Genomic DNA, 19307 nt, shown 5'->3' with positions numbered 1-19307 from the left:
CGCCGAAGGGCACATGATCACTTGTGTTCGCGTGCCTGAAGGGCTGGACAGGCGCTGCCGGAGGGCGCGGCTGGGTCGTCCCGTCCGCCTGGAGATCGTAGCGGACCGGAAGCCTGAAGAGACTTGAAGAGGGAAGCAGGGAGGGCGGTATGGGGGTCGTCGTCGCGACGGACGTACGGTTGCGCCGGCCACCGGAGGGCGGCGTCGGGATGGGTGGTCATGCCGGGCTGGGTGGTTCCGTCGGGCTGGGTGGAAGCGCCACCCGGGACCACGACCGGTGGGACATCCTCGCCACAGGTGGTTCCGTCGGGGTGGGCGGAAGCGCCGCGGGCGAGGCGGTGCGGTGGTCATGACGACCGATCTGTCCACCGCCGCTCCCTCCACCGCGGGCCCCACCGCGGGCCCCGCCGCGGGTCTGGCCGGGTCTGGCCGGGCCGGTGATCCAGGCCGGTCGGCGGTCGGGAGCGAGCAGGCAGGTACGTCCGGGTCGGCCGAGACACCCGACAGGCAGCCACGGACGGTGATGTACCTGGTCGAGGAGATGAACCGGGGCGGGGCGCAGCTGCGCACCGTGGAGCTGATGCGCCGGCTCGACCCGAACGAGTTCCGGTTGGTGTTCTGCTCGCTCAGCGGCCGGCGGGGCGACCTCGACGACGAGATCCGTTCGCTCGGGGGCGAGGTGTACTACCGCCGGCTCGGCCCGGCCTTCCCGCTCACCTTCTACCTGCTGCTGCGCCGCGTGCGCCCGCAGGTCGTCCACGCGTACGCGTCGGATGCCACCGGGCTCGTGTTCGGTATCGCCCGGATGGCCGGTGTGCCGCGCCGGGTCGCGCACTTCCGGGTCAGGGACGACGGGCCTGGTGACACCGTCGGCCGGCCCGGTGGCAGAACCGGAAGACCCGCCGCCGGAACCGGGTGGGCCGCAGCCGGAACCGGCTGGCCTGGTGGCAGCACCCACCGGCGGGGGCGCAACGCCGGTGCGCTGCTGCGGCACGAGACGGGACGGGCGGCGCTCGACGCGAACGCGACCGATCTGCTGGCCGTGTGCGAGGCGGTCATGCGCGAGCTGTGGCGTCCGGAGTGGCGGGTCGACCCACGCTGCCGGGTGATCTACAACGGGCTGGAGGTCGAGCCGTTCGGTGTCGCCATCGCGGCCCGCCGGCGTGCGCTGGAGAGTGTTCCCGAAGGGACGCGCACCCCGGTCGTCATGATTCACATTGGCCGTCCGGGGGCGAACAAGAACCGGGCCCGTGCCATAGACATACTTGTCGCGCTGTGCGCGCGGGGGGTGGACGCCCGCCTACAGATCGTCGGGCGCCAGGACGCGGCGGAGACCGCGGACCTGCTCGCCAGGGCGTCCGCCGGTGGGGTGCGGGACCGTGTCGAGCTGCTCGGCGAGCGGGACGACGTGCCCCGGCTGCTGGTCGCCGCGTCGCTGCTGCTGGTCACCTCGTATCACGAGGGTCTGCCGAGCGTCGTGCTCGAGGCGTGCGCGGTCGCCACTCCGGTGCTGGCCACGGACCTGCCCGGGATCGCGGAGGTCGCCCGCCTGCTGCCCGGGATCACGATGTTGCCGCTGTCCGCCACGGACGAGATCTGGGCCGACACGGCCCGGGTACTGACCGCCGTCCCGCCGCTGCTCGAGGACCGGCGGGCGGCGCTGCGGCACTTCGTGCGCTCGCCGTTCACGCTCGAGAACTGGCAGCGGGAGCTGACGGCGGTCTGGTCGAGGCCGCCTGAGCCGAGGCCGTCTGAGCGGAGGCCGTCTGAGGGGCTGCCTGAACGGCGCCGGTAGACGGGTGGATCGTCGTGCTCCGGCGGGCCGTCCAGCCGCCGTGCGAGAAGAACTCCCCACTCGCCCAGCGGGTGACGACGTCATGGTCGGGCTGGGCGAACCGTTCGGGCAGGGCATCCAGGGGATGCCAGGCCAGCCGGCGCGGCCGGCGGGGGACGCCGGGGGCGGCCGGGTCGTGGGCGCCGGTGGCGCCGTACGTTCGGGTGACGTGGAAGAACAGCCCAAGTTGTTCCCGGTCGTCCGCCCAGTGATGCGCCACGTGTTCCAGCCGGACATCCTCGACCGTTGTCAGCAGCGCCGCCTGTTCGCGCGCCAGCCGGACCGCGGCATCGCCGGCGGCCTGCCCCTGAAGATTTCCGGCCGGCAGCCGCCAGCATGCCGGCGACGTCTCGTCGCCGGTGGCGAGAAGAATTCTGTCCTCGGTGCGCACCAACAGGTGAACCCGCACCGGCAGCGCCGACCGGCTCATTTCGCGGTGCGCTTTTCGTGGGGAGTGTTCCGGCACGTCGTCATGGCCGTATCCCGTTCTTCCGGACACCGTCGGGCCCGCTCCTGGCACGGTGGTGTCGGTGCTGGCGGCCGGTGCCCTGGACCGGCGCGGTAAGGGTGCGGCGGCGCAGGTCGCACGACCGGGGGCTGTCGCCGTAACCTGCGCCGCCGCACCCGCTGTGCGGTATCGGCGATCCCCACCCCGGTGGGGTGAGTGGGGACGGAGGCGGGGATCGCCGATACCAGTTCGACCTCGGTGGCCGGGGCACGGTCAGCCGGCCACCGAGGAGCTCGTGGCCCCCTCGGAAAGGTCCCCGGCGACGCGAAAAAGGGGCATTATCGCGCGCCGCCGGAGGCCAACTTGGAGTGTGGGTGACAACCAACATCCAGCGTCTTTCCACCTCTTTGGAAGGCCGGTCGTCCGCTGAACTGTTTCGGAGCTTAGGGTGCGTCCGGCGGGTGCGTCCACTCCCAATTGTCCGGTATCCGTGACGGGCGAACTCCGGTTGTTGGCCGATCGGTGCCCGGACGTATTAGTTCGCCGCGCCGACGGGCGTCCGATGGCTGGTTCCGCTCGAATCCAGAGGGTATCCGAACTCCCGGCCGGTGGGAACGTCCGGCCGTATTGTGTCCCGCTCCTGAAACCACCCACATCGTCCCCGCGGGGCCGTAAGAGACCTCCCGGCGAATCCATCGGTATCCCCTACCGGACGGGGAGATCCGGCCGAGACGGTATTCATCGGGCGGGATTTCTGGCCCCGGTGGAATACCGGACGTAATTTTCACAACCAGATGACGACGGATGCCTGGCCGCATCTCAACGGACGGTGGGTGCGTGGTGTGCTGGGCTGTCTGGCTACCCGGATACCCGGAGCGCCTTCGCTCGGGGCGTCGTGGTGACCGGCTGTACGGCGTCGACCGGCGCGATCGGTGCCGCCGCGGCCCCACCGCTGTCGGGATCGGGTGCTCCCGGGAGTCGTCCCGGGGCCCGGYCGGTGGGCCGGTGGGACGGTGGTGACAGGATGGAAGTGAGAGGATGGTGACAGAAAGACACGGCATGGCGTCTCTCTCGGCAGGGTACTGCGATGTGGTGTCCGCCACGTAAGGGGTCGGGGAAGGGGATATTGCGGGGCGGTGGGTATCCGTGTGACTGGTGTTACAGCCGCAGGCGCCGCTGAGGGCCGATGACGTTCCGGTGGTAGGGCCGTAACGGCCGTGCGACGTAGGTGGTCGCCCGACAGCGCTGAGCAACGCCCATCGTCGATGGCCTGCGCTGCCCCTCCGTGACCGTCCTGGTCGGGCCGCGTTGATCAGCCGTATTGGTCAGGCTGTATCGGTCGGGCCGTATCGGTCGGGAATGTGGCGGTCGACGGATCGTGTTGATCGCCAGCTGATCGCCCGCCCGGCCGGGGTCAAAACATCCCGCAGTCTACCAGAATTGAAAAAAGAGTCGAGCTGGGTAGTTCTGGACACGGCAGACGTCGATCTGTGAGGATGCCGGCCGGTGACCCTCAAAGTCGTTTAGGCTCACTGCGACAACGGAATGCATCGACGATAGAGGAGTTCTCTGACGTGGTTACGCGAGTGGGTGTCAACGGCTTCGGCCGTATCGGCCGCAACTTCTGGCGGGCGCTTCAGGCGAGTAAGCGTAACGACATAGAGATCGTTGCAGTGAACGACCTTACCGACAACAGGACACTTGCGCATCTGCTCAAGTACGATACTACGCTGGGCACGCTGTCGGAGTCGGTGAGTCCCGCCGAYGGCGGGATCAAGGTCGGCGACGGCTTCCTCAAGGTGGTCTCCGAGCGTGACCCGGCGGCCCTGCCCTGGGGGGACCTCGGGGTCGAGGTCGTCGTCGAGTCCACCGGCCGGTTCACCAAGGCCGAGGACGCCCGCAAGCACCTCGAGGCGGGCGCGAAAAAGGTGATCATCTCCGCGCCGGCCAAGGGTGAGGACCTCACCGTCGTCATCGGCGTGAACGACGACGTCTACGACCCGGCGAAGCACACGATCCTGTCGAACGCCTCCTGCACGACCAACTGCGTGGCGCCGCTGGCCAAGGTTCTCGAGGACACCTTCGGCATCGAGCGCGGCCTGATGACGACCGTGCACGCCTACACCAACGACCAGGTCATCCTCGACTTCCCGCACTCGGACCTGCGCCGCGCCCGCGCCGCCGCCCAGAACATCATCCCGACGACGACCGGCGCGGCCAGGGCGACCTCCCTGGTGCTGCCGCAGCTCAAGGGCAAGCTGGACGGGCTGGCCCTGCGCGTTCCCGTCCTCGACGGGTCGGTGACCGACCTGGTCGTCACGCTCAAGCGCGAGGTCACGATCGAGGAGGTCAACGCCGCCTACCGGGCCGCCGCCGAGGGCCCGCTCAAGGGCGTCCTCGTCTACACCGAGGACCCGATCGTCTCCTCCGACATCGTTGGGACGGCCGCCTCCTGCACCTTCGACTCGCTGCTCACCTTCGCCAGCGGCAACCAGGTGAAGGTCATCGGCTGGTACGACAACGAGTGGGGCTACTCCAACCGCCTGGTGGACCTCACCGCCCTCGTCGGCGGACGCCTGTAGGGCATCGGGGCAGGAGACCCTGATGGCCCCCGGCGGCGCGAAGGAGATCGTCGCGTCGCCCTCGGCGGTAGCTCCCCTGGTGGCCTCGGGCAGTGCGATGAAGATCGTCGCACTGCCTCTGGTCGGGTGGAGAGTTGGCGACTTCTGGTGGCCTCGGGCGACGCGACAGGATCCGACGAGATCACGGTCGCGTCGCCCGAGGCCGGTTAGGACTTCGGAGTAACGGCGTGACGACCATTGACGATCTACAGGTCGGCGGGCGGCGGGTCATCGTCCGCAGCGACCTGAACGTTCCGCTGGACCGTTCCGGCGACACACCCCGGATCACCGACGACGGACGGGTCCGCGCCAGCGTGCCCACCATCCGGGCGCTGCTGGACCGGGGTGCCCGGGTGGTCGTCTCCTCCCATCTGGGACGGCCCAGGGGCACACCCGACCCGGCGTACTCGCTCACCCCGGTCGCCGGCCGGCTCGCGCAGCTGCTCGGCCAGCCGGTCGCGTTCACCGGGGACGGCACCGGCGACATCGCCGGCACGCATGCGCAGAAGATTGTCGCCGGGCTGGGCGACGGTGAGATCGCGCTGCTGGACAACCTCCGGTTCCACCCGGGGGAGACCAGCAAGGACGCGGCCGTGCGGGCCGCGTTCGCCGACCAGCTCGCCGGGCTGGCCGACTACTACGTCGGTGACGCCTTCGGCGCGGTCCACCGGGCGCACGCCAGCGTCGTGGACCTGCCCGAGCGGCTGCCACACGCGGCCGGGCAGCTCGTGCTCAGGGAACTGGAGGTGCTGCGCACCCTCGCCAGCGGCGCGGCCCGTCCCTACGTCGTCGTCCTCGGCGGGTCGAAGGTCAGCGACAAGCTCGGGGTGATCCGGGCGCTGCTGCCGAAGGTCGACGCCCTGCTCATCGGTGGCGGGATGTGCTTCACCTTCCTGGCCGCCCAGGGCCACGGCGTCGGCGGGTCGCTGCTGGAAGCGGAACTGATCGACACCACGAAGGAACTGCTCGCCGAAGGCGGTGACCGGATCGTGCTGCCCACCGACGTGGTGGTGGCCGACGCTCTCTCCGTCGACGCGCCCACCGCCGTGGTGGCGGCCGGGGCCATCCCCCCCGGCCGCAAGGGCCTCGACATCGGGCCGGCGTCGGTGGCCCTGTTCGCCGACCGGCTGCGCACCGCCCGCACCGTCTTCTGGAACGGCCCGATGGGTGTGTTCGAGCTCCCGCCGTTCGCGGCCGGCACCCGCGGGGTGGCCGAGACGATCGCCGGGCTCGACGGCCTGACCGTCGTCGGCGGCGGTGACTCGGCCGCGGCCGTGCGCACCCTCGGCATCGACGAGGAGGCGTTCACCCACATCTCCACCGGTGGCGGCGCCAGCCTCGAGTATCTGGAGGGCAAGACCCTGCCCGGCCTCGCCGCTCTGGATGACCGAAGGCCGCGCGACGATGTTTCTTTCACGCGGCCGGAGGCCCGGCTTCCTGGTTCGGAGGTGTGAGATGGCCGGTGACAAGAACGAGAAGAACAAGAACAAGAACGAGAAGAAGCCCCGGGGGACGGGTCGGCGCACCCTGGTCGCGGGCAACTGGAAGATGAACCTCAACCATCTTGAGGCGATCGCGCTGGTTCAGAAGATCGCTTTCGACCTCAAGCCGGTCGAGCTCGACAATGCCGAGGTCGTCGTCCTGCCCCCGTTCACCGACCTGCGCAGCGTCCAGACCCTCGTCGACGGGGACAGGCTCGCGATCGGCTATGGCGCGCAGGACCTCTCCCCGCACAGCTCCGGCGCCCACACCGGGGACATCAGCGGGCCGCTGCTCGCCCGGCTGGGATGCAGCTATGTGGTGGTCGGCCACTCCGAGCGGCGCGCGGACCATCACGAGGACGACGCCCTGGTGGCGGCCAAGGCGCGGGCCGCCTACGCGCACGGGATCACCCCGATCCTGTGCGTGGGCGAGCCCGAGCCGGTGCGGGTGGCCGGTGACCATGTCGCCTATGTCCTCGCGCAGCTCGACGGCTCCCTGGACGGGATCACCCTGGAGCAGGCACGCACGCTGGTCGTCGCCTACGAACCGGTGTGGGCGATCGGCACCGGGCGGACCGCCTCCGCCCACGACGCGCAGGAGATATGCGCGGCGATCCGGGGGCGGCTCGCCGAGCGTTTCGACGCGGGAGTCGCCGCGGTCATCCGTATTCTCTACGGCGGTTCGGTGAAGGGCTCCAACGCGGCGGAGCTGTTCACCCAGCCCGACGTGGACGGCGGACTCGTCGGCGGCGCGAGCCTGGACGCGGTGGACTTCGCGGCGATCGTCCGTAGTGCCCCGCCGAGCTGACGGCGACCACGAACCGTCACCGGTGACACCGGTGACGCCGATCACGGGCTGTGCCGGCCGGCGCGGTCCGTGATCGCGATCGTTGCCGTGGGGAACAGCCGACGGACACGGCCGGCCCGGGGTGTGCTTGGGTGGCTTGCGGTGGTGGGGTGCGGTCCCACCGGGAAGGGGCGCAAACCCAAGTGGTCGCCAGGGCCATGCCGCGCTGTCGCGCGATCATCCGGGCCGGAACCGTCATGGTTGTCCTCGGCCTTCTTCTCGCCGCCTGCACGGGTGGGGGAGGCCGCCGGCAGGCCCCGTCCGACCCGTCAGGCCCACCCACGGCGATCAGTGACYGGGTCATCGCCGCCTCGCCGCGCGACGGCGGGACGCTGCGGGTGCTCGCCACCGCCGACTGCGACTCCTGGGATCCCCAGCGCACCGCGTCCCTCCACTGCTGGAACCAGCAGCGGTGGATCTCCCGGCAGCTGGTGACGTACGCGCCCAGCCCCGGCGTGGTCAAGCTGGCCGGTGATCTCGCCACCGAGGTGCCGTCCTCAAAGGACCTGCGCACCTGGACGTACACGCTCCGGGAGGGGCTGGCCTTCGAGGACGGCACCTCTATCACGTCCCGGGACGTCAAGTACGGGATCGAGCGGGCCTTCGCCCCGGAGCTGGCCGGCGGCAGCTCCGGCGGCGGCTCCGGGGCCAGCGAGGTGGTGCGGCTTCTCCAGGACGAGAAGAACCCCTACCGGGGTCCCTACACCGATCCCACACCCGACCGTCTCGGGCTGGCCTCGGTGACCACACCGGACGAGAAGACCATCACGTTCCGGCTCAACCGGCCGTTCGCGGACTGGAACCTCCTGATGGCCTCCCCGGTCTCCACGCCGGTACCGCGGGCGCACGACACCGGCGCCGGGTACGGATCCCGTCCGGTGGCATCCGGACCATACAAGATCGAAAATTATCGTCCGGGTGAATCCCTCACCCTCGTGCGCAACCCGCGGTGGGACCGGCAGACCGATCCGAACCGCCCCGCACACCCCGACCGCGTCGTCGAACGCATGGGGCTCGCCGCGGCCGACATCGACAGCCGCATCCTGACCGACCAGGTCGACATCGCCGCCGACCAGGGCGGCGTGGGCGCCGAGGCCGCCGCCCGGATCAGCGCGAATCCCGGCCTGCGCGCGGCCCGCACCACCAGCGAGGCCACCGGCGGGCTGCGCTACCTGGCGGTGGTCACCAAGGTCGCGCCGTTGGACAACCTCGCCTGCCGCAACGCCGTGGCCTGGGCGGTGGACAAGAGCGCACAGCAGACCGCGCGGGGCGGCCCCCTTGTCGGGGGCGACATCGCGGCCACGATGCTCACCCCGCCGGTGCGCTCCTTCTCCTGGTTCGACCTCTTCCCGAGCCCCGGCGGCAGCGGGGACCTCGCAAAGGCAAAAACGGAACTGAGCTCCTGCGGTCGGCCGGACGGCTTCGCGACCACCCTGGTCACCCGGTCCGATCCGCTCTCCCTCGCCCAGGCCGAAGCCGTCCGCGTCGCGCTCGCCCGGGTCGGTATCACGGTCACCGTCGCGAAGTTCGACGACGCCGGGTACGCCGCGGCGGTGGACAGCCCCGATCAGGTCCACACCATGAAGTACGGCCTCGTCCTGGCCGCCGGCGCGGCCACCCGGCCGACGCCGTACGCGTTCCTCGCCCCGATCGCCGCCAGCGGCTCGATCCGGCCGCGGCACAACGCCAACGTCGCCGAACTGGCCCTGCCCGCGGTCGACCAGGGCCTGGAGCAGGGCATCGGGACCGCTGACAGCGAGGACACGGCGAGCCTGTGGACGCAGACGGACCGGGCGATCGTGGGGTCCGCCGCCTACGTCCCGCTGCTCTACGACCGGGCGCTCAACGTCTACAGCAGCCGGCTTACCAACATCCACTACTCGCCCGGGTTCATGATGACGGACTTCGCCTCGCTCGGTGTCGTACCGTAGGGCATCATGGCGGCCCGGCGGAGGGCCACGGCTCGCACGGGCCTGATCCGACGGGCCTGATCTGATGGTGATGCGCCGTGCCGGCCGCGGGATCGCCGTGCGGTAGCTTGGCAGGATCGCTGCCAGTCGGTGTCGCCAGCCAGTCCCGCCGAAGACAGTGCAATGATCATTCATTGCACTGTCGGAGGTTGCTGAGCCGGTATGGCCGAAAGTAGTGCGATGATCGTCCATCGCACTGCCGGAGGCTGTTGGATCGATATGGTCGACTGCGGTGCGAAGATCTTTCTTTGTACCGTCGGGGGCTGTCAGGGTGYGGGTATGGCCGGAGGGGATGCGATCATGGTTCCTCGTGTCGGGCCTCCTGTCGCGCCGCGCGAGGATGCGGCAGGGCTGGGCGGCTTACATGATCACGGGATGACGGTACGGGAGCGGGTCCGGAGATGACTGTTGGGCTGTCGATTGTCCTGATCATCACGAGTGTGCTTCTGATGCTGCTCGTTCTGTTGCACCGGGCCAAGGGAGGCGGGCTGTCCAGCCTGTTCGGCGGCGGTGTCTCCTCCTCACTCGGGGGCTCCTCGGTGGTGGAGAAGAACCTCGACCGATTGACGATCATGATTGGGCTGATCTGGCTCACCTGCATCATCGGCCTCGGCCTCCTGCTCAAGGAGTGAGCAGCCGCCGACGCACCTGGATGCCGGCCTGGCTCCTCTGCCTGGTTGTCCTTGCCACGGTCGTGGCCTGCGGCGGCGGTGGGCAGCCGGCACCCGCACCGGTGACTTCGATTACACCCACGGTCACCAGTGATCCAACGGACAAGCCGGGTGGCACCCTGCGCCTGGTCACCGGGGCGATACCCAGCGGTGACCCGGGCTGGGCGACGGACGCCGGTTCGCGGATGCTGCTGCGGCTGGTCTCCCGTCAGCTCTACTCCTACCGGGCCAGCCCCGACCCGGTCTTCACCGCCGCGCCCCTGCCGGACCTGGCCGTCGGGCCGCCGGTGGTCAGCGAGGACGGGAAGACCCACACCGTCACCCTGCGCCCGTCCGCGCGCTGGGACACCCCCGGGGTCAGGCGGGTCACCGCGACCGATGTCGCCCGCGGCATCAAGCGGTTGTGCACGCCGCCGAACCCRTCGCCCATGCGCGGCTACTTCGCCGCGACGGTCGTCGGTTTCGCCACCTACTGTGACGAGCTGATGAAGACCCCGCCCGAGGGGGTGCGTGACTTCATCGAACGCCGCGGTATCGACGGCGTCCAGGTCATCGGTGACGACTCGATCGAGTTCCACCTGCTCGCCCCGGCCGCGGACTTCACCGACGTACTGGCCCTGCCCGCGGCCTCACCGGTGCCGCTGGAGGCCCTCGCCTACGCCCCGAACTCGCCTGAGTACCTGGAGAACCTGATCTCCGACGGGCCGTACCACTTCGGTAACACGCTCGGTGACGAAACCTATCGGCTGTCGCGCAACCCGGCATGGGTCGCCTCGTCCGACGGCATCCGCCCGGCACTTGCCGATCATGTCACGGTGCGTACCGGCGTTGACGCGGCCACCGCCCAGGCCGAGATAGACGCGGACCGGGCGGACATGGCGATGGACAGCACCGTCCCCGCCGCCGACGTGACAGCGCTGGACGCTCAGGCCGACGGCAGGCTGTCCACGGACGGCCCCGGTTCCACCGTGCTGCTCACCGTCGGCCTGCACGGCCCGGCGTCGGCGGCGCTGGGCGGCGGCGGAGTCCGGCAGGCGCTGGTGTACTGCGTGGACCGCGCCGCCGTGGCCGCGGCGCTGGGCGGGCCCGTCCTGGCCACCACCACCGCGCAGATGCTGCAGCCGGCCATGACCGGTTTCCAGCCGCGCGACCCGTTCCCGACGCTGGGGTCGACGGGCGATCCGGCGCGCTGCCGGGAGGGGACACGGACCGCCGCCGACGGCGGCCCCCTGACCACCCTGGTCCTGCTCACCACGGACTCCGCCGAGGACGCCGCCGTCGCGTCGGCGCTGCGGGACGCCTTCGCCCGCGCGGGGGTGACGCTGCAGGTCGAGGCGGTCCCCGCCGCGGACTACCCGGGCGTCGCCGTCCCGTCGAGCACGGTGGGCTGGGACCTCGCCCTGACCAGGGTGACGCCGCAGTGGTTCGGCAATGCCGGGCGCAGCGTGTTCCAGCCGTTGTTGGAGCCGCAGTGGTCGGGCTCTCGGCCGGCCGACGGCGGATACCGCAACGACCGGATCGCGCAGCTGCTGCGGGACGCCCTCGGGGAGCGTGACCCGGCCGCGCTGCCCACCCGTTGGGGCGACCTGGAGCGGGAACTGCTCACCGATGCCGCGATCATTCCACTCGCGGTCACCGTCACGCCGCGTTTCCACAGTGCCAACGTCCGTGGCTTTCTGCGGGTCCCCTCACTGGACGCAGCCGACCCCACCGCCATCTCCCTCGGCATCGCCTAGCCGCCCGAAAAGCCCCTCCAGCGCCCCACGCCACCCGTCCTCGGGGTGGCGTGGGCAGGGGTGCTGCCGCGGGTGCTCTGCCGGGCCGGTCGGGGCGACTGCCGTTCGGCGTCTGGGCAGAGGTTATTCGATCATGGTTTGTCGCGTGCCCGGAGGCCGCTTCCCAAGTAACAGAGCGAAATCGATTGAGGATGGATCCGCGGGGCGCTCCGAGAGGAGCGGTGGCGGCGTTCGGTCACCAGGGCGGACTGTGAGGGTGACCGATGGTGGTCGGTGCGACGAGATCGGRCCTTCTCGTCTTACACTCGGTCAGGCCGGCTGGCGGCTGGGGGGCCGGATCCGGAGTCAATCAGCGGGACGAGACAAAGGRGTATGCGGACCGTGGCAGGTGGTAACGCCATCAGAGGAAGTCGGGTAGGGGCGGGACCCATGGGGGAAGCCGAACGCGGTGAGACGGCCCCGCGACAGCGGATTTCCTTCTGGTGCGCCAACAATCACGAGACCAGGCCSTCGTTCGCCGCGGACGCCACGATTCCCGAGACCTGGGACTGCCCGAACTGCGGCTTCCCAGCGGGTCGTGACCGCGACAACGCGCCCGCTCCGCCCAAGACCGAACCGTACAAAACTCACCTCGCCTACGTTCGGGAGCGGCGCAACGAGAAGGACGGGGAGGCGATTCTGGCCGAGGCGCTGGCCAAGCTGCGCGGCACCGCATAGCCGCACGACACCGCACACACAGCCGCGCGGCGGCACCGCGTAGCCGGCATGGTAGCCGGCGTAGTAGCCGGCGTGGTAGCGCACAGCCGGCGCGTGCCGTCCGGCCGGCGGGGCCTGGACACGACGATCACTGTCCGGGCCCCGCTGGCCGGCTCCGCCGCCAGAGATGAAGATCTTTGCGCTGTCAGGGCTGTATACGACAGCGTTCTGGTCGGGGGAGGCTCATCCCGCTGAGACCCGGCGCGCCGGCGATGCCCCGGCGCTGACGGGCCTGGCCGCGGCGGCCCGGTCCACCAGCCACAGTGTGCGTTGCCGGCCGCGCGCCCCCACCGCCGGAATATCGGCCGGTGCCGCGCCGGAGAACGCGCGGGCCACCGCGTCCGCCTTTGCCTCGCCCGCGGCAAGGAGCCAGACCTCGTGCGCCGCCTGGATCGCGGGCAGCGTGAGCGAGATCCGGGTGGGCGGCGGCTTCGGGGAGTGATGCACCGCGACAGTGGCGGTATGGGCGTGGACGGCCGAGGAACCGGGGAAGAGCGAAGCCACGTGTCCGTCCGGCCCGACCCCGAGCAGCAGCACGTCGAAGGACGGGACCGCCACCGTGCCGGCGGCCGCGGCGGCCCCGGTGGGTGCGTGCTCGGCGAGCAGCCGGGCATAGGCGGTCGCGGCGGACTCCGCCGCGTCGGTGCCGGTGACAGCGCTGGTGCCGGTGGCCGCGTCGGTGCCGTCAGCGGCGTCCGCGCTGCCCATCGGGAAGACCCGGGCCGGATCGAGCGGGAGGGCGTCGAGCAGCGCCTGACGGGCCTGCCGGTCGTTGCGGTCGGCCGAGCCCGCGGGCACGAAACGCTCGTCGCCCCACCAGACGTCCACCTGGCTCCAGTCGACCGTTTCGACGAGCGGGCTGTCGCGCACCGCCCGCAGCGTGGCCACCCCGATACCGCCACCGGTGAGGACCACCGACGCGCTGCCGCGGGTGGCCTGCGCGTCCAGCAGGCTGATGACCAGCCGGGCGGCGGTCGTGGTGGCCAGCAACTCCGGGTCGCGATGGACGATGACTTCGGGTGACGTGCTCATCAGCCGGATGCCCTGGCGCCGTTGCCCGCCGGGTTTGTCCCCGGCGTGGTGGTGACGGCCGGGTCCGCCGGGCCTGCCGTGGCTGTCGCCTCCGCACCGCCCGCGCTCCCCGCGGCACCGTTGCCGTCGGCACCGTTCGCACCGCCGCCACTGTTGTCCGTGGCCCCGGCCGCGTCCGGAGCGGCCGTGGCCACGGTGTTCTTCGGCGCCACCGGGTCGCGCCAGACGTGTTCGCGGACCGCCGGCCGGGAGGCCAGCCCCGCTATTCCGCTCCAGGTCGACAGCGCGTCCGCATAGGGCGCGTCGTTGTCGAGCCGGCGCAGTTCCTCGGCCAGCAGGTCGCCGAGGCCGCGTTCGGGCAGCGGCAGGGCGCGGTCGGGACGGCCGGGCCGGCGCAGCAGCGCGGTGTGGGTGTCCTGCCGGGTCAGCGTCAGCTCGCCGTCGTGGTCGAAGTCGACGCGTATCCCGGTCGGCCCGCCCTGGGACACCGCCTCGGACACCGTGACCGGCACGTGCAGGCGGTCGGCGAGCCAGCCGGAGAGCAGGCAGACACTCGGGTCCGTCGGGCTGCCCGCGATGGTGACCGACCGTGGCTGCTCGGTGATCGAGTCGAAGGCGGCGGCGATCAGCGTCCGCCAGCCGGTCAGCCGCGTCCACGCCAGGTCGGTGTCGCCGGGCGCGAAGTCCACCGCCCGCCGCCGCAACGCCGCCACCGGGTCGGGATCGGCGGCCACGTCGCTGACCCGACGGTCGGCGAAGACGCCCAGCGGGTCGTAGGCGATCCGGTCCGGGGGCTCGCCGTCCCACCAGGTCACCACCGGTGCGTCCGGCGCGAGCAGCGGCAGCACCACCGACTCGGCGTGCAGGCCGAGCCGGCCGTACATCCGCATGACCACGGCCTCGCCGGGGCCGAGCCGGCCGCCGATGGAGACTTCGGCGTCCAGCCTGGAGTTGGAGGCGTCCAACTGGCGGCGCACGATGATGAGCAGCCGGCACGGATGGGCCGCCGCCGCGGTCGTCGCCGCGCTCTCGGCGACGCTGACGTGCTTCTCGTCCACCACGACCACCAGGGTCAGGGCCAGGCCGAAGGCGAGCGCGCCGGCCGAGCGCCGTTCGGCCGCCAGCGCCTTGACGACGTCGGTGCCGGTGGTGTCCCACAGGGTTGTCACGGTCGCCTCCAGCAGCGCCCGTCACGGGCGAGCATCTCGTCGGCGGCGGCCGGCCCCCATGTCCCCGACCGGTAGAGATGGGGGACGGAGCCGGCCCAGAAGTCCTCCATCGGGTCGATCACCCGCCACGACTCGATCACCTCGGCGTTGTTCGGGAACAGCGTCGCGTCCCCGAGCAGCACGTCGAGGATGAGCCGCTCGTACGCCTCGGGAAGCGACTCGGTGAACGCCTCGCCGAAGAGGAAGTCCATGGCGACGTCGCGGACCTCCATCGCCGACCCCGGGACCTTGGAGCCGAACTTCAACGTCACACCCTCGTCCGGCTGGACCCGCACCACCAGCTGGTTGTGGCCGAGCTCGGTGGTGTCGGTGGCGTCGAAGGGCAGGTGCGGAGCCGGCTTGAACGAGATGGCGATCTCGGTCACCCGGCGCGGCAGCCTCTTGCCGGTGCGCAGGTAGAACGGGACGCCCGCCCACCGGCGGGTCTCGATCCCCAGCCGGACGGCGGCGAAGGTCTCCGTGCGCGAGCCCGCCGGGACGCCGTCCTCCTCCAGATAGCCCCGGACCCGCTGGCCGGCGAGCCAGCCCTGCTCGTACTGGCCCCGGATCGCGTAGCTGGCGAGGTCGTCCGGCAGCGAGACGGCCCGCAGGATCTTGAGCTTCTCATACCGGATGGCCTCGGCGTTGAAGCTCACCGGCTCCTCCATGGCGGTCAGCGCCAGCAGCTGGAGCAGGTGGTTCTGCAGCACGTCCCGGGCGGCGCCGGTCTCGTCGTAGAAACCGGCCCGCGTGCCGATGCCGACGTCCTCGGCCATGGTGATCTGGACGGAGTCGACGAAGTGGGAGTTCCAGATCGGTTCGAACAGGGTGTTGGCGAACCGCAGCGCCAGCAGGTTCTGGACGGTCTCCTTGCCCAGGTAGTGATCGATACGGAACACGTCGGGCGCGGTGAACACGTCGTCCACCAGCTCGTTGAGGGCGCTGGCGGACTCCTGGTCGTGGCCGAAGGGCTTCTCCACCACAACCCGCCGCCAGCCGCCGGACGCCTCGTTCGAGGCCATCCCGGTGCGCTGCATCTGCTTGAGGACGACCGGGAACGCCGACGGCGGGATGGACAGGTAGAACGCCGCGTTACCCGGGATGCCGTGGCTGTGCTCGAGGTCGAGCAGGGTCTTCGCGAGCGTGTCGAAGGCCTGGTCGTCGTTGAACGACCCCTGGACGAACTTCACCGACGAGGCCAGGCGGTCCCAGACCTCCTCCCGGAACGGCGTCCGGGCGCCCTTCTGCGCGGYCTCCCGGAGGACCTCGGCGAAGCCGCCGTCGTCCCAGTCGCGCCGGGCGAAACCCAGCAGCACGAAGCCGGGCGGTAGCAGGCCCCGGTTCGCCAGGTCGTAGACGGCCGGGATGAGCTTCTTGCGGGCCAGGTCGCCGGTGACCCCGAAGACCACCAACGCGCATGGGTCGGGCAGGCGTGGCAGCCGGCGGTCCCGCGGGTCGCGCAGCGGGTTGGCGCGCACCGTTGGCGTCACCCGAACTCCCCTCCTCGTTGTCGTGGGGTTCCCTCGTCTGGCTTCATCTGGTGGCTCCGCCTGTCCGGATTTCTGGGTTCTGTCCGTCGGGCTTCTCGTGGCACAGGCCTGTCGGGTCCGTCAGGTCGGACAGGCCTGTCAGCCGGCGAGCGCTTCCGGCCGGCTGCCGGCGGTCGCGAGCTGTTCCCCGATCGCCGTCAGCAACTGGTTCCAGGAGTCCACGAACTTCTCCACACCCTCGCGTTCGAGCACCTCGACGACGTCGGGGAACGAGATGCCAAGGTCGGCCAGGGCGGCCAGCACCGCGTGGGCGTCGTCGTAGTACGGCCTGATCGTGTCGCCCCGGACCACCCCGTGGTCGGCGAACGCGTGCAGTGTTGCCTCCGGCATCGTGTTGACCGTGCCCGGGGCCACCAGCTCCGCCACGTAGATCGTATCCGGCAGGGACGGGTCCTTCGCGGACGTGGACGCCCACAGCGGCCGCTGCGGCCGGGCGCCGGCCTTCGCCAGCGCCGACCAGCGTTCGGTGGCGAACGCCCGCTCGTAACGCTGGTAGGCCAGCCGCGCGTTGGCGACCGCGGCCTTACCGCGCAGGGCCTTTGCCTCGGCGGTGCCGATCTTCTCCAGCCGGCGGTCCACCTCGGTGTCGACCCGGCTGACGAAGAACGACGCGACCGAGGTGATGCCGGACAGCTCCAAACCGGCCGCCGCGGCCTGCTCGATGCCGGCGATGAACGCGTCCATCACCGCGTCGTAGCGGTCGAGCCCGAAGATCAGCGTGACGTTGACGCTGATACCCGCGGCGAGCGTGGCGGTGATCGCCGGCAGGCCGGCGAGGGTGGCCGGGATCTTGATGAACAGGTTCGGCCGGTCGACCAGCCACCACAGCGCGCGGGCCTCGGCCACGGTGCGCTCGGTGTCGTGGGCGAGCCGCGGGTCGACCTCGATCGACACCCGGCCGTCCACCCCGCCGCTGGCCTCGTAGGCGGGGCGCAGCACGTCACAGGCGGCGCGGACGTCCGCGGTCGTGATCGCGCGGACGGCCTCGCCGATGTCCACGCCGCGGACGGCCAGGTCACGCAGCTGTTCGTCGTAGGCCGATCCGCTGCTGATCGCCTTCTGGAAGATGGTCGGATTGCTGGTGACACCGACGACGCTGCGGGTGCGCACCAGTTCGGCGAGGTTGCCGGTCCGCAGCCGGTCCCGGCTGATGTCGTCGAGCCAGACCGCCACGTCGGTGGCGGACAGCAGGGCCAGGGGGTCGGTCATCAGATGGGCGTCCTCTCCGGGGAGCGCTGGCGTGCCGATGGACGGTTCGGCGCTTGTGGTCGTCATGTCCGTCGTCATGTCCATTGTGGTCGGCGCGCGATGCCGGTCAGCGCCGGACCGTGGCGGTGGGGGCAGGCCCACCACTGCCACCAGTACCGGCAGGGGCGGGCGTCCACCGTTGCCGGTACCGGCAGGTGTGGGCCTGCCACTCCTGCCGGGGGCGGGCCTGCCCCACCACCCTTGCCGGTATGGATGGACCTACCCTCTCGCGCTTCCCTCACCCCCGCGCCCGGACAGCTCACGAAGCTTGGGAAAAGTTAGCGAGAACACTGTCTTCCAGCTAATAAGCTCGATGATTCCGCCAGCCGCCAGCCGCCAGCCGCCAGCCGCCAGCCGCCAGCCGCCAGCCGCCAGCCGCCAGCCGCCAGCCGCCAGCCGCCAGCCGCGGCGGGGCCGGGTCACCAGCGCCGACCGGGAGACGGTCAGGGAGATGGATCTTCTTCCGGACGGGTCGCGCGCCCGCCGCGGCATCCGGCGGCTAGACTCCGACACGTCGTAGAACCACGCCGCGAAGCCCCGGCACCCCCGGGGCCCCGAGTCCGGGCGGGTGGCCTGTGTCCCCGCCGATCGCGAGGTCGTCCTGTCCGCCCTGGCCGCGTCCACGCCGGTAGCCAGCCTGCCGAAGCCGCCCATGTCCGCGCAGCCGGCCGCCGGCGGGCGCGGCGGGTCGACCGGTCCTAGCGGGTCGACCGGTCCTAGCGGCTCGCCCGACCCGGGCGAGCCGGGCAGGTCGAAGAGGTCCCGGCGTCCGGTCGGGGCGCTCGTGCGCTCCTACGTCGCCCTGACCAAGCCGCGGATCATCGAGCAGCTTCTGATCACGACCATCCCGGTCATGCYGCTGGCCGAGCGCGGGCTGCCCTCGCTGTGGCTGATACTCGCGACGCTGGTCRGCGGGACGTTCGCGGCGGGCAGCGCCAACACGTTCAACTGCTACATCGACCGCGACATCGACCAGGTGATGGCCCGCACCCGCGCCCGGCCGCTGGTGCGGGCGAACGTCACGCCCGCCGAGGCGCTGCGCTTCGGCGTCCTGCTGGGTGTCGCCGCGACTCTGCTGTTCGGTTTCGCGGTCAACTGGCCGTCGGCACTGCTCGCCGACGCGGCGATCGCGTTCTATGTCTTCGTCTACACCCTCGGGCTCAAGCGCCGTAGCTCGTCCAACATCGTTATCGGTGGCGCGGCCGGCTGTTTCCCGGTGCTCATCGGCTGGTCCGCGGTGACCGGTACGGTCGGCTGGCCCGCCGTCCTGCTCTTCGCGGTCATCTTCTTCTGGACCCCGCCGCACTTCTGGGCGCTGGCCATCAAGTACCGGGACGACTACGCCGCCGCCGGGATTCCGATGCTGCCGGTAGTGRCCTCTCCGACGGTGGTCGCCAGGCGGATACTCGGCTACTCGTACGTGATGGTCGCCACGTCCCTGCTGCTCGTCCCGGTCGCGGACACGGGATGGCCCTACCTGGTCGTGGCCGCGCTGCTCGGCGGGTGGTTCCTGGTCGAGGCGCACCGGCTGGTCCGCTCCGTCCGCCGCGGCGGGCAGATTCGCCCCATGCGGCTGTTCCACCTGTCCATCACCTATCTGACACTCCTGTTCGCCGCGGTGGCCCTGGCCGCCCTGTGGCACCCGTAGTCGAAAGCCGTCTACCTGCCGTCCGCTGGCCCGACCCGCTGAGCTCGGGCGGACAGATTCCGCCTGACGGAGCCCACAACGGAACCGCTGTCCGACCTTCGCGGTCGTCCAGGTGGGAACCGTCGCTGGGACCACCTACAGGTGAGCGCGGGAGGCAGGCAACCGTAGGTCGTTTCCGTTGTCCTGACGACGGTTTTCACCTACGGCAGCGGATGGCGTAGGTGAAAACCGTCGTCATCGTGACGGGAACCACCTAC

16 protein-coding genes are annotated in these 19307 nt (G+C 71.0%); 10 read left to right on the top strand and 6 right to left on the bottom strand.

Annotated features, from left to right (window positions below):
- Nucleotides 1-149 precede the first annotated feature (149 nt).
- Together BL254_RS06235 and BL254_RS06230 are read left to right on the top strand one after the other, a co-directional pair.
- Nucleotides 150-353 carry a hypothetical protein gene (locus BL254_RS06235; protein ID WP_047222418.1) on the top strand — a complete coding sequence of 68 codons (204 nt, stop codon included), beginning with the start codon at nt 150-152 and terminating at the stop codon, nt 351-353.
- Nucleotides 350-1795, top strand: coding sequence for a glycosyltransferase (locus BL254_RS06230; protein ID WP_076842763.1), 1446 nt, complete (start codon nt 350-352; stop codon nt 1793-1795). Before BL254_RS06235 ends, BL254_RS06230 begins: the two co-directional genes overlap by 4 nt.
- Here the strand turns inward: BL254_RS06230 and BL254_RS06225 are convergent.
- Complete coding sequence (locus BL254_RS06225) at nt 1686-2333, bottom strand: NUDIX domain-containing protein (protein WP_157180429.1); 648 nt, start codon at nt 2331-2333, stop codon at nt 1686-1688. The two genes, BL254_RS06230 and BL254_RS06225, sit on opposite strands and share 110 nt — an antisense overlap.
- 1523 nt (nt 2334-3856) lie before the next feature.
- Here BL254_RS06225 and gap point away from each other — a divergent pair.
- From gap to BL254_RS06190, 7 genes are all read left to right on the top strand, one after another.
- A complete protein-coding gene (gene gap / locus BL254_RS06220) occupies nt 3857-4864 on the top strand; it encodes a type I glyceraldehyde-3-phosphate dehydrogenase (RefSeq protein WP_047222416.1) in 1008 nt (335 codons plus the stop codon).
- A 227-nt stretch (nt 4865-5091) separates the two neighbouring features.
- Complete coding sequence (gene pgk / locus BL254_RS06215; RefSeq protein WP_076842762.1) at nt 5092-6357, top strand: phosphoglycerate kinase; 1266 nt, start codon at nt 5092-5094, stop codon at nt 6355-6357.
- 1 nt (nt 6358) lies between these two features.
- The gene (gene tpiA / locus BL254_RS06210; RefSeq protein ID WP_047222415.1) at nt 6359-7192 is read left to right on the top strand and encodes a triose-phosphate isomerase; all 834 of its coding nucleotides are present in this window, start codon (nt 6359-6361) and stop codon (nt 7190-7192) included.
- 236 nt (nt 7193-7428) lie between these two features.
- Nucleotides 7429-9162 (top strand): ABC transporter substrate-binding protein, encoded by a 1734-nt coding sequence (locus BL254_RS06205; RefSeq protein ID WP_083730893.1) that lies wholly within the window; start codon nt 7429-7431, stop codon nt 9160-9162.
- Between the two features lie 440 nt (nt 9163-9602).
- Nucleotides 9603-9833, top strand: coding sequence for a preprotein translocase subunit SecG (secG, locus tag BL254_RS06200; protein WP_047222414.1), 231 nt, complete (start codon nt 9603-9605; stop codon nt 9831-9833).
- Nucleotides 9834-9853: 20 nt separating this feature from the next.
- Nucleotides 9854-11608 carry an ABC transporter substrate-binding protein gene (locus tag BL254_RS06195; protein ID WP_047222489.1) on the top strand — a complete coding sequence of 585 codons (1755 nt, stop codon included), beginning with the start codon at nt 9854-9856 and terminating at the stop codon, nt 11606-11608.
- A 381-nt stretch (nt 11609-11989) separates the two neighbouring features.
- Nucleotides 11990-12325: an RNA polymerase-binding protein RbpA gene (locus BL254_RS06190; RefSeq protein ID WP_013873109.1), complete on the top strand. Its 336-nt coding sequence runs from the start codon at nt 11990-11992 to the stop codon at nt 12323-12325.
- Between the two features lie 222 nt (nt 12326-12547).
- On the opposite strand, the gene pgl is transcribed toward BL254_RS06190, so the two are convergent.
- From pgl to BL254_RS25785, 5 genes are all read right to left on the bottom strand, one after another.
- Nucleotides 12548-13396 (bottom strand): 6-phosphogluconolactonase, encoded by an 849-nt coding sequence (gene pgl, locus BL254_RS06185; protein ID WP_047222413.1) that lies wholly within the window; start codon nt 13394-13396, stop codon nt 12548-12550.
- Nucleotides 13396-14565 (bottom strand): glucose-6-phosphate dehydrogenase assembly protein OpcA, encoded by a 1170-nt coding sequence (locus BL254_RS06180; protein WP_047222412.1) that lies wholly within the window; start codon nt 14563-14565, stop codon nt 13396-13398. Before BL254_RS06180 ends, pgl begins: the two co-directional genes overlap by 1 nt.
- Nucleotides 14562-16094, bottom strand: coding sequence for a glucose-6-phosphate dehydrogenase (zwf, locus tag BL254_RS06175; protein WP_076842761.1), 1533 nt, complete (start codon nt 16092-16094; stop codon nt 14562-14564). The genes BL254_RS06180 and zwf overlap by 4 nt, the downstream gene beginning before the upstream one ends.
- Before the next feature lie 138 nt (nt 16095-16232).
- Complete coding sequence (gene tal, locus BL254_RS06170; RefSeq protein WP_047222488.1) at nt 16233-17363, bottom strand: transaldolase; 1131 nt, start codon at nt 17361-17363, stop codon at nt 16233-16235.
- Nucleotides 17364-17621: 258 nt separating this feature from the next.
- Nucleotides 17622-17915 carry a hypothetical protein gene (locus BL254_RS25785; protein WP_139342205.1) on the bottom strand — a complete coding sequence of 98 codons (294 nt, stop codon included), beginning with the start codon at nt 17913-17915 and terminating at the stop codon, nt 17622-17624.
- Nucleotides 17916-17970: 55 nt separating this feature from the next.
- Between BL254_RS25785 and BL254_RS06160 the strand changes: the two genes are divergently transcribed.
- Entirely contained in the window at nt 17971-19050 is a 1080-nt protein-coding gene (locus BL254_RS06160; RefSeq protein ID WP_076842759.1) for a heme o synthase, read from the top strand.
- The last annotated feature ends 257 nt before the right edge of the window (nt 19051-19307 follow it).

The organism is Protofrankia sp. BMG5.30, from assembly GCF_001983005.1.
Lineage (GTDB): Bacteria > Actinomycetota > Actinomycetes > Frankiales > Frankiaceae > Protofrankia > Protofrankia coriariae.
This window is presented reverse-complemented; position numbering and strand designations above follow the sequence as displayed.

What these genes read in the sequence shown, in the direction of transcription:
- BL254_RS06230 (WP_076842763.1), top strand. Translation starts at nt 350, where the DNA reads ATGACGACCGATCTGTCCACCGCCGCTCCCTCCACCGCGGGCCCCACC.
- tpiA (WP_047222415.1), top strand. Translation starts at nt 6,359, where the DNA reads ATGGCCGGTGACAAGAACGAGAAGAACAAGAACAAGAACGAGAAGAAG.
- BL254_RS06235 (WP_047222418.1), top strand. Translation starts at nt 150, where the DNA reads ATGGGGGTCGTCGTCGCGACGGACGTACGGTTGCGCCGGCCACCGGAG.
- secG (WP_047222414.1), top strand. Translation starts at nt 9,603, where the DNA reads ATGACTGTTGGGCTGTCGATTGTCCTGATCATCACGAGTGTGCTTCTG.
- tal (WP_047222488.1), bottom strand. Translation starts at nt 17,363, where the DNA reads ATGACCGACCCCCTGGCCCTGCTGTCCGCCACCGACGTGGCGGTCTGG.
- pgl (WP_047222413.1), bottom strand. Translation starts at nt 13,396, where the DNA reads ATGAGCACGTCACCCGAAGTCATCGTCCATCGCGACCCGGAGTTGCTG.